This is a genomic window from Mesorhizobium sp. f-mel, assembly GCF_053850215.1.
On sequence record NZ_JBSPTO010000001.1, the window covers coordinates 592,341 to 607,019 of the forward strand.

11 protein-coding genes are annotated in these 14,679 nt (G+C 63.5%); all 11 read right to left on the bottom strand.

Translation table 11 applies throughout. The features are described from left to right. Positions 1-99: 99 nt before the first annotated feature. Entirely contained in the window at positions 100-1,809 is a 1,710-nt protein-coding gene (locus tag ACWUKX_RS02740) for an APC family permease (RefSeq protein ID WP_456003590.1), read from the bottom strand. Positions 1,810-2,173: 364 nt separating this feature from the next. After that, the gene (locus tag ACWUKX_RS02745; protein ID WP_456003593.1) at positions 2,174-4,543 is read right to left on the bottom strand and encodes a DUF1989 domain-containing protein; all 2,370 of its coding nucleotides are present in this window, start codon (positions 4,541-4,543) and stop codon (positions 2,174-2,176) included. 125 nt (positions 4,544-4,668) lie between these two features. Then, on the bottom strand, positions 4,669-5,298 hold the full coding sequence (locus ACWUKX_RS02750) for a sarcosine oxidase subunit gamma (RefSeq protein ID WP_456003596.1): 630 nt from the start codon (positions 5,296-5,298) through the stop codon (positions 4,669-4,671). Beyond that, positions 5,291-8,269 (bottom strand): sarcosine oxidase subunit alpha, encoded by a 2,979-nt coding sequence (locus tag ACWUKX_RS02755; protein WP_456004080.1) that lies wholly within the window; start codon positions 8,267-8,269, stop codon positions 5,291-5,293. The genes ACWUKX_RS02750 and ACWUKX_RS02755 overlap by 8 nt, the downstream gene beginning before the upstream one ends. A gap of 67 nt (positions 8,270-8,336) precedes the next feature. After that, positions 8,337-8,612 carry a sarcosine oxidase subunit delta gene (locus ACWUKX_RS02760; protein ID WP_456003599.1) on the bottom strand — a complete coding sequence of 92 codons (276 nt, stop codon included), beginning with the start codon at positions 8,610-8,612 and terminating at the stop codon, positions 8,337-8,339. Positions 8,613-8,628: 16 nt separating this feature from the next. Further along, on the bottom strand, positions 8,629-9,882 hold the full coding sequence (locus ACWUKX_RS02765; protein WP_456003602.1) for a sarcosine oxidase subunit beta family protein: 1,254 nt from the start codon (positions 9,880-9,882) through the stop codon (positions 8,629-8,631). A 91-nt stretch (positions 9,883-9,973) separates the two neighbouring features. Next, complete coding sequence (glnT, locus tag ACWUKX_RS02770) at positions 9,974-11,281, bottom strand: type III glutamate--ammonia ligase (protein ID WP_456003605.1); 1,308 nt, start codon at positions 11,279-11,281, stop codon at positions 9,974-9,976. A 42-nt stretch (positions 11,282-11,323) separates the two neighbouring features. Further along, positions 11,324-12,652 carry an FMN-binding glutamate synthase family protein gene (locus ACWUKX_RS02775; RefSeq protein WP_456003608.1) on the bottom strand — a complete coding sequence of 443 codons (1,329 nt, stop codon included), beginning with the start codon at positions 12,650-12,652 and terminating at the stop codon, positions 11,324-11,326. A 6-nt stretch (positions 12,653-12,658) separates the two neighbouring features. Continuing rightward, complete coding sequence (locus ACWUKX_RS02780; RefSeq protein WP_456003612.1) at positions 12,659-13,405, bottom strand: GltB/FmdC/FwdC-like GXGXG domain-containing protein; 747 nt, start codon at positions 13,403-13,405, stop codon at positions 12,659-12,661. 4 nt (positions 13,406-13,409) lie between these two features. Beyond that, positions 13,410-14,306, bottom strand: coding sequence for a class II glutamine amidotransferase (locus ACWUKX_RS02785; protein ID WP_456003615.1), 897 nt, complete (start codon positions 14,304-14,306; stop codon positions 13,410-13,412). A gap of 131 nt (positions 14,307-14,437) precedes the next feature. Beyond that, entirely contained in the window at positions 14,438-14,656 is a 219-nt protein-coding gene (locus ACWUKX_RS02790; protein WP_029355351.1) for a hypothetical protein, read from the bottom strand. Between the last annotated feature and the right edge of the window lie 23 nt (positions 14,657-14,679).

Here is a 14,679-nt window from a genome sequence, read left to right on the forward strand (position 1 = left end):
ACGAAAAAACCCGCCTCGGCGGCGGGTTATCGGTGCCAATCGGCATTACAGCTAAAGGGGATCGAACGCGCATCGCGCGCTCAATCTTTGAGGCGGAGGTCAGATGACGAACAGCCAGTTGGCGAGCAGCATCACCACGACGCCGGCGATCAACGTCAGGTAGGGCAGGATGCCCGCCTTTCTGACGGCGAGATCGGATGAGGTCATGCCGAGATCAGTCAGCATGTGGTCGGGGAATTTGCCCTTGTCCTGAATGTAATGCCGGAAGCAGAACACCGGGATGATGAGGCCAGCCGTGATCAGCCCTGCCCACAGTGCCATCGGGTTCCAGATCTTTGCACCGGCGCCCATGAAGATCATGTTGACATAGGCAAAGATGGCACCGAGGCCGAGCAGCCAGCTCGGCGCGCGCCATGGCCGCGCGATGTGGCCGTTGTCGATGCGGTGGATCCAGCCGGCGTTGAGGTTGAGGAAGTTGAAGATGATGTAGCCGCAATTCGACACGGCGAGGATGAAGAAGAAGCTGGTCGCGTCGGCCGAAGCGATGGCCAGCACGGCCAGGTTGAAGATCAGGTCGGTCCACATGGCGCGGGTCGGGGCGCCGTGTTCGTTGACATGGCTGAGATAGCGCGGCAGCCAGCCGTCGACTGAGCCCTGATAGAGCGTACGCGAGGACCCCGCCATCGCCGTCATGATGCACAGCACCAGGGCCAGGATCATCAGCATCACCAGAAGGCTATGGATCAGCTGTCCGCCGCCGACCATGCCGGCCAGTGCGTCGGCAACGCCGGAGCCGTCGACGATCGGGGTCGCCAGCATGCCATTCAAGCCGAGCACGCCCTGGAAGGTGAACGGCACCAGGATGAACAGCAGCATGCATAGCAGGCCGGAATAGAAGATCGCCTTGAAGGTGTCGGTGCCGGGATTCTTGAACTCGGACGTGTAGCAGACGGCAGTCTCGAAACCGTAGGTCGACCAGGCGGCAATGAACATGCCGCCGAGAACGAGCGTCCAGCCGGCAATGTTCCACGCCCCGGGCTCCGGCGCGTAGGCGGCCGCCAGCGGCACCAGCGGCGAAAAATTCGCCCAGTCGATCTGGCCGGTGACGATCGGCACGACGCCGACGATCAGCATCGGAATGATGACGAACACGCCGATATATTTCTGCACGTTTGCCGTGCCCAGGATGCCGCGATGCTGGATGGAGAAGATGATCAGCATCAGCACGGCGCCGATGAAGAAGGTGGCGTTGAAGGTGAAGGAGACCGGACCCAGCGTGTGCCCGTAGAGCGTCCAGTTGCGGATCGCCGGTGTGGCGGCCGCGGTCACCGCCGTGATGGCATCGGCGGCACTCGTTCCGGCGTTAGCCGCGATATAGGCGGCGACTTCCGGCGAGGCGTCGGTAAACAGCGGCACCGGCGCCAGCGCGTTGAGGATATAGGCGGCGGCGATCGAGCAGCCGAGCGACAGCACCGGCGACCAGGCGAACCAGTTGCACCACACCGACAGCGGCGCGATGAACTTGGAATAACGCAGCCAGGCGGTGGCGCCATAGATCGAGGCGCCGCCGGACTTGTTCGGAAACAGGCCGGCGATCTCGGCATAGGTGAAGGATTGCAGGAAGCCCAGGATCATGGACACCGTCCAGATCAGGAAGGCCAGCTTGCCGGTCGTGCCGGCAATGCCGCCGATCGAAAACAGGACAAGGGCGGGAACGCCGCTCGCCACCCAGAAGGCGCCGCGCCAATCGATATTGCGGTGCAGCTGCCCTTCGGCAGGCGGCACCAGGGCAGAGACTATTGTGCTCATATACGTGGATTCCCCATTTTTGATGTTCCCCATCGGCGAAGCCGACACCTCGCGATGCGTCACCGACGCACGCGTTGAAACGAGCTCAGGCGGTTTCCGCTCAGTAGTATTTTTTTCTTGGCAGTGAAGATTGATCCGTCACGCTTTCACGTCAAGCGTTTTGTGAAGCTGTGCACATCGCAGATGCGGAACACGCTCTTACCTTCTCCCCTTGTGGCGAGAAGGTGGCCTCGCGAAGCAAGGTCGGATGAGGGGTGATCCAGCTTGGCACCGACAGCACTCCGTCCAGCACCCCTCTTCCGTCTCGGCGCTGCGCGCCGATCCACCTTCTCCCACCGGGGGGAGAAGGCAAGGGATGCCACCGTCAGGAGCGCGGTCTGCTCTTTTGCGGATCGTAATGGGCGAAGGGCACGACGCGCGCCGGCAGCCGCTTGCTGTGGCCGTCGAGCTTGCCGATCTCGACCTCGGTGCCGATCGCGGCATGGGTGACGTCGAGCCTGGCCAGCGCGATGGTCTTGTTCAGCACCGGCGAACGCATGCTCGAAGTGATTTCGCCGATCTGGGCGCGGCCGACATGGACGCAATCGCCATGTCCAACCGCGACATTGGCGTCGATATCGAGGCCGACCAGCTTTCTCTGCGGGTTTTCCTTGCGCCGGATCAGCGCCTCGCGCCCGATGAAATCGTCGGTCTTGGTCTTCAGCGGCACCGTGAAGCCGATGCCGGCCTCGAACGGATCGGTCTGGTCGGAAAATTCATAGCCGGCAAAGATCAGCCCGGCCTCGATGCGCACCATGTCTAGTGCCTGCAATCCCATCGGCTTCAAGCCACGCGGCTGGCCGGCTTCCCAAATGGCGTCGAACGCCTTTTCGGCGTCGCGCGGGTGGCACCAGATCTCGTAACCGAGTTCGCCGGTGTAGCCGGTGCGCGAGACGACGACCGGAATGCCGTTGCCGCCGCCGATCCGCGCGACGGCGAAACGGAACCATTCGAGCTCCTCGATCGACGGCTGCAGCGGCGAGGTCCAGATGATCTCTTTCAGGATGTCGCGGCTCTTCGGTCCTTGCACGGCGACATTGTGCATCTGGTCGGTGGACGAGCGCACCAGCACGTTGAGGCCGAGTTTTGTCGCGGTGTCGCGCAGCCATTCGCCGGAAAGATCGTCGCCGCCGACCCAGCGGAAATTATCCTTGCCGAGCCTCAGCAGCGTGCCGTCGTCGATCATGCCGCCATGCTCGTAGCACATGGCGGAATAGACCACCTGGCCGACGCCGAGTTTTTTCACGTCGCGGGTCAGCGTGTATTGCAGCAGCGCTTCCGAATCCGGGCCGGTGACCTCGAATTTGCGCAGCGGCGAAAGGTCCATGATCACCGCGTCCTGCCGGCAGGCCCAGTATTCGGCGATCGGCCCCTCCTTGGCGAAGGCGTTGGCCAGCCAATACCCCCTGTACTCGACGAAGTTGCGGGTGTGCCTGGCAAAGCTCGAATGAAATGATGTCTCGCGGGTCATTTTCGGTTCCGAATCGGGCGTCATGCGTCTGGCGATCGCTCGCGAGAATTTGTGCTGGCCGGAATAGGTCCTCACATGGATGTCGGTCAGGTTCCAGCCATTGGCCGGCGTCGTGTCGTCGGGGCAGGCGGATGAGACGCAGACGATGTCGGTCAAGGCGCGCAGCAGCACATAGTCGCCCGGCCGCGACCACGGCTCGTCGGAAACCATGACGCCATGCGCGTCGATCGCCGTGTTGAAGAAGAAGTTGATCGCCATCCAGCCGGCGCGAGGATTTACACCCTTGTCCGACAGCGCACGGTTGAAATTCTCCGAGCAGTTGGGGTGACCGGGATAGCCGATGTCGTCGTAATATTTGGCAGCGCAAGCGAGCGCGAACGCATCGTGCCGACCGCAAGTGTCCTGCACGACCTCGACCAGCGGCTCCATGTCCTGGTCGTAATATTTCGAGTGCAGGCCGGGCATCGGGTAGCTCGAACCCATCAGCGTGCGGGTCGTCGTCACGTCGAGCGGATGGTCGCGTCCCTTGTCGAGCTTGCGCGCCGAAAAGCACTGGAAGTCCGTGCATTGGCGCCCGTCGACATCGATGATCTGCAAATAGTCGCCAGCTTTGACGAAGTAGGATTCGGCGGTCGCCGAATGGACGCGCAAATCGAGCACTGGATCGGCCAGCGGGTCGCCAAGCTGCGACTTCGCCGCCGGGCGAATGGTGGCGCGCCGCACAATGATGCTGAGCGGCGTCGCCGTGTCATGGCCGTCGACCAGCATAGGACCACCCGGGGCGGCGATGAGCATCGAGCCGTCGCGGGCTACGGTAAAACTCTGTTCGGTGCCGGCAGGGGTGGCGCCACCGAAAACGCGAACCGTCTTTGCCTGATCCAGCTGCACCTGGCGTCGCTCCAGCCCCCGGCGCAAGGAAGCGAGGCTGTCGTCGCCATCGGCCAGCAGCGCCTTGATGCCGGCGGCATTGCTGTTCGATTTCTCGCCGAAAATGCCGGCATCGGTCGCGCCGGTCTTGTCCCATGCCAGCAACTCGCAGGCCTGCCCGCCTTCGACATTGCGCACGCTGATCGTGTCGCCGGCCTCGACGTCGATAAGCACCGCGCCATTGCCTTGAACAAAATAGCGCTCCATGCCAGCCGGCAGCGCCATCTGGCCGGGCCGCAGGATCAGGCTCGGCCGGGGCGGTCCGGCGGCGACGGCGGGGTAGGGCGACTGGCTCATCTCAACCCCAGTTTCGAGAAACAAGTTTGCCTGTACGTGAAATTATTTTAGCGGCAAGAATAGGCGGCAAGCCCGGATTTGGCAAGGTGAGGCTTCGTGCCGGCCGCAGACACGCGGATGAAACTTTACGCGAATTCCTCGGAATGCCTGATGTCGACGCCGTATTCGGCGGCCGCGTCGAGCATTGTGTGCCACAAGCTTTCGGCGAAGGTTGCAAACACCAGAAGATTGAACACCGCCTGCCCATCAGGCCCGTCATCGCCACGCCAGAGATTGACGCTGGTATGGTCGATCGACGTCGCGGCAGCGGCGCCGATCGGAAACGCCGTCGGGTGCAGATCGATCGACGACAATTTCGCCAGCATGGTGCGCGCCTTGGCTCCCGAGACGCTGATCCAGGCGCGCGCATGCGACTGGTCCGACAGCGAGGCGGATTGCGAAAACGCCTGGCTCAATGTGTTTATCGTGTACTTACCGCCCTTCGATAAGACGAGGAACTGATCCGGTCCCGACCAGATGAGCATCACGTCCGAAGCGCTGACCGCCTTCGGCACATCCGGAGCCGCCAAGCCGAAACGGGCTGTGGTGGCGCTCGCCAGTTCCGCCCCTTTGCCGCGCCGCGCCATCACCTGGGTCAACTCGAAATTGCGAACTTCAGTGAGGAAAATGCCCGGCGCGACCTCGCGCTCGCCATAAGCGCCCGCAACAAGCGCGCGTTCCAGCGGACTGCGGGGAAGCCACGAAAATTCAGCCACGCTGGCGCCCTCCATCCGGATCGTAAAAGACGGGATTGCACAGCTCGACATCGTAATCCTCGCCGCGGAGCGGGTCATGCGCATGGACGATCTCGCCGATCCGCTCGCGGCCGCGCTCGACAAGCGCCAGCCCAATCCACTGGTCGAGCGTCGGCGAGAAGCAGACCGACGTGACATAGCCCTGGTCGCTGGCGGAACCCGGTATCTCGCCCTTCGGAATGACATGTGCGCCGGAGCGCAGGCGGCGCTTCTTGTCGGTCGGCTTGATGCCAACCACGACCTGCCGATCCGCTGCCGCCAGCGCCTCGCGCCCGGCCATGACGCGGCCGATAAAATCCTTCTTGGTCGACATCATCTTGCCAAGCCCGAGGTCGGCAGCGGTCGTCGTGCCGTTCAGCTCCGGTCCGGCGACATGGCCCTTTTCGATGCGCATGACTCCAAGCGCCTCGGTGCCATAAGGCGTCACGCCGAATTGTTTGCCGACCAGCATCAGATTGCGCACCAGCGCGTCGCCGTAGCGGGCCGGAACGGAAATCTCGAACGCCATCTCGCCGGAGAACGAGATGCGGAACAGCCGTGCCTTGATGCCGCCGCGAAGCGCTACTTCCCGCGCCCCCATGAACGGAAAGCCCTCATTCGACAAATCCTCGGCTGGATCGATCATTTCGCGAACTAGGTCCCGGGTCTTCGGCCCGGCGATCGAGAATTGCGCCCACTGGTCGGAGACGGATGTCAGCTGCACGTCGAGTTGAGGAAACAGCACCTGCCGGCAGAATTCGAGATGCTGCATCACCGGCCCGGCTTTGGCGGTGGTGGTGGTCAGAAAATAATGGTCCTCGGCCAGGCGCGACGTGGTGCCGTCGTCATAGACCATGCCGTCCTCCCGCAGCATCAGCCCGTAGCGCGCTTTTCCCACCGCAAGATTGGAGAAGGTGTTGATGTAGACGCGGTCGAGGAAGGCGCCGGCATCCGGTCCGTGCACGTCGATCTTGCCAAGCGTCGAGACATCGCAGAAGCCGACGCCAGAGCGCACCGCCTTGACCTCGCGGGTGACCGATTCCAGCCAGTCCTTCTCGCCGGCGCGCGGATACCATTGCGCGCGCTTCCACAGGCCGGTGTCGACGAACACCGCGCCCTGTTCTGCTGCCCAGTGATGCGATGGCGTCAGCCTTGTCGCATGGAAGTTCTCATCGCGATGATGGCCGGCAAAGGCGCCGATGGCGACCGGCACATAGGGCGGACGGTAGATCGTCGTGCCGGTCTCGGGAATGGACTTGCCTGATACCGCCGCCAGGATGGCGAGGCCGGCGACGTTCGAGGTCTTGCCCTGGTCGGTGGCCATGCCGAGCGTCGTATAGCGCTTGAGATGCTCGACCGATTCAAAGCCTTCGCGCTGCGCCAGTTCGATGTCCGAAGCGGTGACATCATGCTGGTAGTCGACAAAGGCCTTCCCTTTGCCGGCGACATGCCAGAGCGGAGTCAGCGAAAAAGCCTCGTCGTCGGCGACTGGCGGCGTGCCGGCATTGCCGTCGTGTCCGGCACTGTGTGCCGCTGCCGCACCGGCGGCAAACCCTTGGCTCAGGCATGCGCCGAGGCCGAAGGCGCCGTTGGCAGCACCGGCGGCCACCATGCCCGGAGGGGCGCCGTCCGGCACGAAGGCTGATATGTCGTCCTGCCATTTCGGCCGGCCGCGATGGTATGAGGTCAGCCCGACCGCCGGGTTCCAGCCGCCGGAAACGGCAAGTCCGTCGGCTTCGACTTCCGCGCGTGCGCCGCCGGTCAGCGATATCGAGATTTTCCTGACACCGTCCTTGCCGCCTTCGACACTGGCGACCGAACCGTTCAGCACGGGAAAGCCGGCTTTGGCGGCAAGCGCGCGATGCGCGGCGGACACGTCTGGGCGAGCATCGACGACGGCCGCGATCTGCAATCCGGCACTGAGCGCGGTCTCGACTGTGCGCCAGCCATCCTCATTGTTGGTGAACAGGGCGATCCTCTTCGCAGGGGCCGCCGCGTAGCGCGCGACATAGGTCCGCATCGCCGAAGCCATCATCACGCCGGGCGTGTCATTGCCGGCAAAGACGATCGGCCGTTCGATGGCGCCGGCGGCAACGACACAGCGCTTGGCCACGATCCGCCACAGCCGCTGGCGCACCTGGTGTTCGGGCGGCGAGGGCAGATGATCGTTGACCCGTTCGATCGCGCCATAGGTGCCGCCATCATAGACGCCAAACAGCGTCGTGCGGTTCATGATGCGAACATCGGGCAGCGTGGCGAGTTCGGCCAGGGTGCGGGAAGTCCATTCGGCCGCCGGCATGCCGTCGATCGTGGCGCCGTCGGCAAGCAGGCGGCCGCCAAGCGCAAAATCTTCCTCGCACAGGATGACGCGGGCACCGCTGCGACCGGCGGCAAGTGCTGCCGCCAGCCCGGCCGGGCCGGAGCCGGCGATCAGCACGTCGCAATGCGCCCACGCCTTGTCGTAATGGTCGGGATCGGCGACACCCGCCGCGCGTCCAAGCCCCGCGGCGCGGCGGATCGCCGGCTCGTAGATCGCTTCCCAGAACTTTGCCGGCCACATGAAGGTCTTGTAGTAGAAGCCGGCGACGAAGATCGGCGAGAACAGCTGGTTCACCGCCATCAGGTCGTGGCGCAGCGACGGCCAGCAGTTCTGGCTGGCCGCTTCCAGACCGTCATAAAGTTCTGCCGTGGTCGCCTTGGTGTTCGGCTCGCGCCGCGCGCCCGTGCGCAGCTCGACCAGCGCGTTGGGTTCTTCCGAGCCTGATGTCAGGATGCCGCGCGGCCGGTGGTATTTAAACGAGCGGCCGACCAGCTTGACGCCATTGGCGATCAGCGCCGAGGCAAGCGTGTCGCCCTGGAAGCCGGCAAGGGTTTTGCCGTCGAAGCGAAAGTTCAGCGGCGCCGAGCGGTCGATGAGACCTCCCGATGCGAGACGATGGGATTGGCTGGAGATCACGATTGCCAGCCTTCCGTCGCTTTGACGTTATGCACGAGCGTCGCGCTGAGCTGGCGAAGAATATTCATTTGGCAACCTGCCTTGCGCCTGCGCCCGCCGCCGGCTCGACCGAGGAAATCTCATGTGTCAGCGTGTTGCGGGTGATCTTCAGCCAGGCCCGGCAGCCGCCAGCATGGTACCAATGTTCGCTCATCGCACCGGCAATGTTGTCGCGCAGATAGACATAGTCGAAGACGTCGTCCTCCGGGGCGCCGGCTGCCGGACGCACCGGCTCGGCGTCGCCGAGATAGCTGAACTCGCCGAGTTCGCGTTCGCCGCAGAAGGGACAGACAATACGCATGCTTTTTGGACCGTCCTCAGTGCAGGTTCGGTTGGGCGCCGACGCCCTTTTCATCGATCACAGCACCCCGCCGGAACCGGTCGAGGCGGAACCGCGCCGCTTCTGTGTGCAGTTCGTCGCGGGCCAGAAGATGGGCAAAGACGAGGCCGGAGCCGGGCGTCGCCTTGAAGCCGCCATAGCACCAGCCGGCATTGAGATAGAGCCCGTCCACCGGCGTCTTGTCGATGATCGGCGAGCCGTCCATCGACATGTCCATGATGCCGCCCCATTGGCGCAAGAGGCGCACGCGGCCGATCATCGGCATCAGCGCCATGCCGCCCTCGCAGACGTCTTCCATGACCGGCATGTTGCCGCGGTGGGCATAGGAATTGTAGCCGTCTATGTCGCCGCCGAAGACCAGCCCGCCCTTGTCGGACTGGCTGACATAGAAATGGCCGGCGCCGAAGGTCATGACGTTGGGGATCAGCGGCTTGATCGCCTCGGAGACGAAGGCCTGCAGCACATGGCTTTCGATCGGCAGGCGCAGGCCCGCCATCGCCGCGACACGCGACGAACTGCCGGCGACGGCCATGCCGACCTTGCCGGCGCCGATTGTGCCGCGCGAAGTCTCGACGCCGGTCACTTTGCCGTTGGCGTCGCGCGAAAAACCTGTCACCTCGCAATTCTGGATGATGTCGACGCCGAGCGCGCTCGCCGCATGGGCGTAGCCCCAGACCACCGCGTCGTGGCGCGCCGTGCCGCCGCGCCGCTGCAGCAGGCCGCCTTGCACGGGAAAGCGTGCATTGTCGAAGTTCAGGAACGGCATCATCTTCTTGACCGCCGCCAGGTCGAGCAGCTCGGCATCGATGCCGTTGATGCGCATCGTGTTGCCGCGCCGCGCATAGGCGTCACGCTGCGCATCGGAATGGTAGAGGTTGATGACGCCGCGCTGGCTGACCATCGTATTGTAGTTGAGATCCTGCTCCATGCGCTCCCACAGCTTCATCGACAGTTCGTAGAAGCCGGTGTTGCCGGGCAGCCCGTAATTGGAGCGGATGATGGTGGTGTTGCGGCCGGCATTGCCGGAGCCGATCCAGCCTTTTTCCAGCACGGCGACATTCCTGATGCCGTACTCGCTGGCCAGGAACCACGCCGTCGCCAGGCCGTGGCCGCCACCGCCGATGATCACCACGTCGTAGTGATCCTTCGGGCTGGCGTCGCGCCAGGTGCGCTGCCAGGTCTTGTGGCCGGAAAACGCGGCGCGGGCGAGGGAGAAGATCGAGTATTTCATAAATCTATCCGAGATCGCTCGCGCCACGCAGGACCTTTCTTGGCGCATCGGAATCATCCGAAAACCGCTTCACACTTTTCGGTCCGATGCTCTAGATATCCAGCGTGTGGTCACGCTCCCACTGGGTGAAGTGGGAAGCATAGGAATTCCATTCCTGGTGCTTGAGCTTTAGATAAGCCGACGAGAATTCCTCACCCAGCGCCGCCTTGAGCGATTTGTCATTGTCGAACTCGCGCAAAGCATCGAGCAGGTTGAGCGGCAGCTTCGGCGCGCCCTCCACCGTATGGCCGAACTGGTACATGTCGATGTCGTAGCGCTTGCCCGGATCGGCCTTCGAGCGGATGCCGTCGAGGCCGGCGGCGATGATGACGGCCTGCAGCAGATAAGGGTTTGCCGCGCCGTCGGGCAGGCGCAGCTCGAAACGGCCGGGGCCGGGCACGCGCACCATGTGGGTGCGGTTGTTGCCGGTCCAGGTCACCGAGTTCGGCGCCCAGGTGGCGCCCGAAATGGTGCGCGGCGCGTTGATGCGCTTGTAGGAATTGACCGTCGGGTTGGTGATCGCAGCAAGTGCGGAGGCATGTTTCATGATGCCGCCGAGAAAATTCTTGCCCTTCGCCGACAGGCCGAGCTCCATGGCGTTGTCGGCAAAGACATTGGTCTTGCCGTCCTTGTCCCACACCGAGATATGGGCATGGCAGCCATTGCCGGTCAGGCCGGGGAACGGCTTCGGCATGAAGGTGGCGCGCAGGCCGTGCTTTTCGGCAACGGACTTGACCATGAACTTGAAGAAGGAATGCTTGTCGGCGGTCGCCAGCGCGTCGTCGAAGGCCCAGTTCATCTCGAACTGGCCGTTGGCGTCCTCATGGTCGTTCTGGTAGGGGCCCCAGCCGAGTGCCAGCATGTGGTCGCAGATCTCGGCGATGACATCGTAGCGGCGCATCACCGCCTGCTGGTCGTAGCAGGGCTTTGACGCCGTGTCGTATTCGTCGGAAATCGTCTTGCCGTCCGGCGAGATCAGGAAGAACTCGGCCTCGACGCCGGTCTTGACATGCATACCGTCGCCGGCCGCCTCGTCAATCAGCCGCCTCAGTGTGTTGCGCGGCGCTTGCTCGATCGATTTTTCGTCCATAATGCAATTGGCAGCAATCCAGGCGACTTCCGGCTTCCACGGCAACTGGATGACCGAATCCGGATCCGGCACCGCCAGCATGTCTGGATGCGCCGGCGTCAGGTCGAGCCAGGTGGCAAAGCCGGCAAAGCCGGCACCGTCCTTCTGCATGTCGGCGATGGCTTGCGCCGGCACCAGCTTGGCGCGCTGCCCACCGAACAGGTCGGTGTAGGAAATCATGAAATATTTGACGCCGTTCTCTTTGGCAAAGGCGGCGAGATCGTTCCCCATTGTAGTTCCTCGCTTATGGCATTCTTGGTGGTTTGATATATCTTAGAAGCCGTTCTTCCCCGGTATCCAGTTGGTGCCGGCCAGCGGCACGCCGGCCATGGCGGCGGCTTCGATCGTCAGCGCGACGAGATCCTCGGGCTCCAGATTGTGCAGGCTGTTCTTGCCGCAGGCACGCGCGATCGTCTGCGCCTCCAGCGTCATCACCTTAAGATAATTCGCCAGCCGTCGGCCGGCCGCTATCGGATCGACCCGTTTCATTAGTTCGGGGTCTTGCGTGGTGATGCCGGCCGGGTCGCGCCCCTCATGCCAGTCGTCATAGGCGCCGGCGGTAGTGCCGAGCTCGTTATAGTTCGCCTCCCAGCGCGGATCGTTGTCGCCGAGCGCGACAAGTGCGGCCGTGCCGATCGACACCGCGTCGACGCCGAGCGCCAGCGCCTTGGCGACGTCGGCGCCATTGCGGATGCCGCCGGAGACGATCAGCTGCACCTTGCGGTGCATGCCGAGATCCTGCAGTGCCTGCACCGCCGGCCTGATGCAGGCAAGCGTCGGCTGGCCGACATTCTCGATGAACACTTCCTGGGTGGCGGCGGTGCCGCCCTGCATGCCGTCGATCACGACGACGTCGGCGCCTGACTTAACCGCAAGGGCTGTGTCGTAATAGGGCCGCGCGCCGCCGACCTTGACGTAGATCGGCTTTTCCCAGTCGGTGATTTCGCGCAGTTCCAGGATCTTGATTTCCAGATCGTCAGGCCCGGTCCAGTCGGGATGGCGCGAAGCCGAGCGCTGGTCGATACCCTTCGGCAGCGTGCGCATTTCGGCGACGCGGTCGGAGATCTTTTGGCCAAGCAGCATGCCGCCGCCGCCGGGCTTGGCGCCCTGGCCGACGACGATCTCGATAGCATCCGCCCGCCGCAAATCGCGCGGGTTCATGCCGTAACGCGATGGCAGATACTGGTAGACCAGCGTCTTGGAATGGCCGCGCTCTTCCTCGGTCATGCCGCCGTCGCCGGTGGTCGTCGAGGTGCCCGACAGCGTCGCGCCGCGGCCGAGCGCTTCCTTCGCCGGGCCGGACAGCGACCCGAAACTCATGCCGGCGATGGTAATCGGGATTTTCAGCTCGATCGGCTTTTTCGCATGGCGCGAACCCAGCACCACGCTGGTGTCGCAGCGCTCGCGATAGCCTTCGAGCGGATAGCGCGAGATCGAGGCGCCGAGCACCAGTAGGTCGTCGAAATGCGGAAGCTTGCGCTTGGCGCCGGCGCCGCGGATGTCATAGATGCCGGTCGCCGCCGCGCGGCGGATCTCGGAGAGCGTGTAGTCGTCGAAAGTCGCGGATTTGCGCGGCGTCGTCGGCGGGTTGCGATAGGTCATTGAGCCTCAATACGCGTCGGCGTTGTCGATGTTGAAATTGTAGAGCGTGCGCGCCGAGCCGTAACGCTTGAACTCCGCCGCCTTGACGCCGGTCGCGCCGGCACGGTCGAGAAGGCCCTGCAGGAGTTCCAGATGCTCTGGCCGCATCTCCTTGGCGATGCAGTCGGCGCCGAGGCTTTCGACCTTGCCGCGCACGAACAGCCGCGCCTCGTAGATGGAATCGCCGAGCGCGTCGCCGGCATCGCCCAGCACCACCAGATTGCCGGATTGCGCCATGAAGGCCGACATGTGGCCGATATTGCCGTGGACGACGATGTCGATGCCCTTCATCGAGATGCCGCAGCGCGACGACGCATTGCCTTCGATGACCAGCAGCCCGCCCCTGCCGGTGGCGCCGGCATACTGGCTGGCATCGCCTTTGACCGTTATCGAACCCGACATCATGTTTTCGCCGACGCCGGGTCCCGCCGAGCCATGCACGGTAATGGCGCTGCCGTCGTTCATGCCGCCGCAATAATAGCCGACGCTGCCGCGGACATCGATCGTGATCGGCTGGTCGACGCCGACGGCGACCGAATGGCTGCCTTTCGGGTTCAGCACTTCCCAGGCGGTCTCGTTCGAACCAGGGGTCAGATTGTGTAGCGCCTGGTTGAGCTCGCGCAGCGGCATTTCGGCCAGGTCGAAGACCGTCGACGCCCGACTCTGCTCATGGTCTTGCTCGCGGGTCGCCTTGGAGATGTTGATTGCCGGCATGAGCTCAATGCTCCCAGAAATAGACGGTTGCGGGCTCGGGCTCCCAGACCCTCGCATTGTCGATGCCGGGCAGCTTGGCGAGCGCGCGATATTCCGAGCCGAAGGCGACATACTGGTCGGTCTCGGCCATGACGGCAGGCTTGCAGGCGATCGGATCGCGCACCACGCCGAAGCCGTTCTTGGTGCCGACGACAAAGGTGAAGAAGCCGTCGAGGTCGCTCAGCGTGCCTTCCAGCGCCTCGCCGAGATTCTTGCCATGCGCCATCTGCGAGGAGAGATAGGCGGCCGCGACTTCGGTGTCGTTCTCGGTCTCGAATTTCATGCCTTCGCGGATCAGCTCGCGACGGACATTGTTGTGATTGGACAGCGAGCCGTTGTGCACCAGACACTGGTCGGCGCCGGTCGAGAACGGATGCGCGCCCATCGTCGTCACCGCCGATTCCGTCGCCATACGGGTGTGGCCGATGCCGTGCGTACCGGTCATGCTGCGCACGTCGAAGCGATCGACGACCGCTTCGGGCAAGCCGACCTCCTTGTAGATTTCGACGACATCGCCGGCGCCCATGATGCGGATATCGGGACGCAGCGCCTGGATGGCCTCGCGCACTTCATCGATCTTGTCGGGCGTGGTCCTGACGACCGCATGCGTTGATTTCACTGCGATGTTCACCGGCGTTCCGATCGCCCTGGCGAGTTCGGCGTCAAGGTTGCGGAAATCGTGCTCCGGCTTGCCCGACTGGATGGTGATCTTGGCCTCGTTGCCGGATGGCGCTCCATAGATGGCGATGCCGGCGCTGTCGGGACCGCGATCGCTGAGCGAGATCAGCATCTCCGAAAGCATCGAGCCGAGCCGGGGCTCGAGCGACTTGTCCTTCAAAAACAGTCCGACGATTCCGCACATTTCAGGCTCCCGAGATGAGGTATGATTTAGCTGCTACCAGCTTCATGAGTCGAATTCAACTCGTATGAAAGTTTTTTTCATCTTGGACAAGTCGTCTGGCGCAAATGACGCGCCAGACGACCGCCGGCGACTTAATGGCGGTCGATCGCCTTTCTCGTCTCATCTCCAGTTCGATCCGCAGCCATATCGGCCTCGATTTCAGCACTCTCGTGGCGCGTCTGGAGGACGTGCCATCCGATCCAGAAGACGAGGCCGATGATCACCATCACGACTTCGGAACCCTGAAACGGGTAGATCGCGCCGACGTCCTTGAGGTCCACGGCCCAGCTTTCCATTCCATTGGTAGACATTTGCGGTTCTCCTTGCCCGTTGA

Coding starts and splice junctions, on each gene's coding strand:
- ACWUKX_RS02740 (WP_456003590.1), bottom strand. CDS start 1,809: ATGAGCACAATAGTCTCTGCCCTGGTGCCGCCTGCCGAAGGGCAGCTG.
- ACWUKX_RS02745 (WP_456003593.1), bottom strand. CDS start 4,543: ATGAGCCAGTCGCCCTACCCCGCCGTCGCCGCCGGACCGCCCCGGCCG.
- ACWUKX_RS02760 (WP_456003599.1), bottom strand. CDS start 8,612: ATGCGTATTGTCTGTCCCTTCTGCGGCGAACGCGAACTCGGCGAGTTC.
- ACWUKX_RS02765 (WP_456003602.1), bottom strand. CDS start 9,882: ATGAAATACTCGATCTTCTCCCTCGCCCGCGCCGCGTTTTCCGGCCAC.
- glnT (WP_456003605.1), bottom strand. CDS start 11,281: ATGGGGAACGATCTCGCCGCCTTTGCCAAAGAGAACGGCGTCAAATAT.
- ACWUKX_RS02775 (WP_456003608.1), bottom strand. CDS start 12,652: ATGACCTATCGCAACCCGCCGACGACGCCGCGCAAATCCGCGACTTTC.
- ACWUKX_RS02780 (WP_456003612.1), bottom strand. CDS start 13,405: ATGCCGGCAATCAACATCTCCAAGGCGACCCGCGAGCAAGACCATGAG.
- ACWUKX_RS02785 (WP_456003615.1), bottom strand. CDS start 14,306: ATGTGCGGAATCGTCGGACTGTTTTTGAAGGACAAGTCGCTCGAGCCC.
- ACWUKX_RS02790 (WP_029355351.1), bottom strand. CDS start 14,656: ATGTCTACCAATGGAATGGAAAGCTGGGCCGTGGACCTCAAGGACGTC.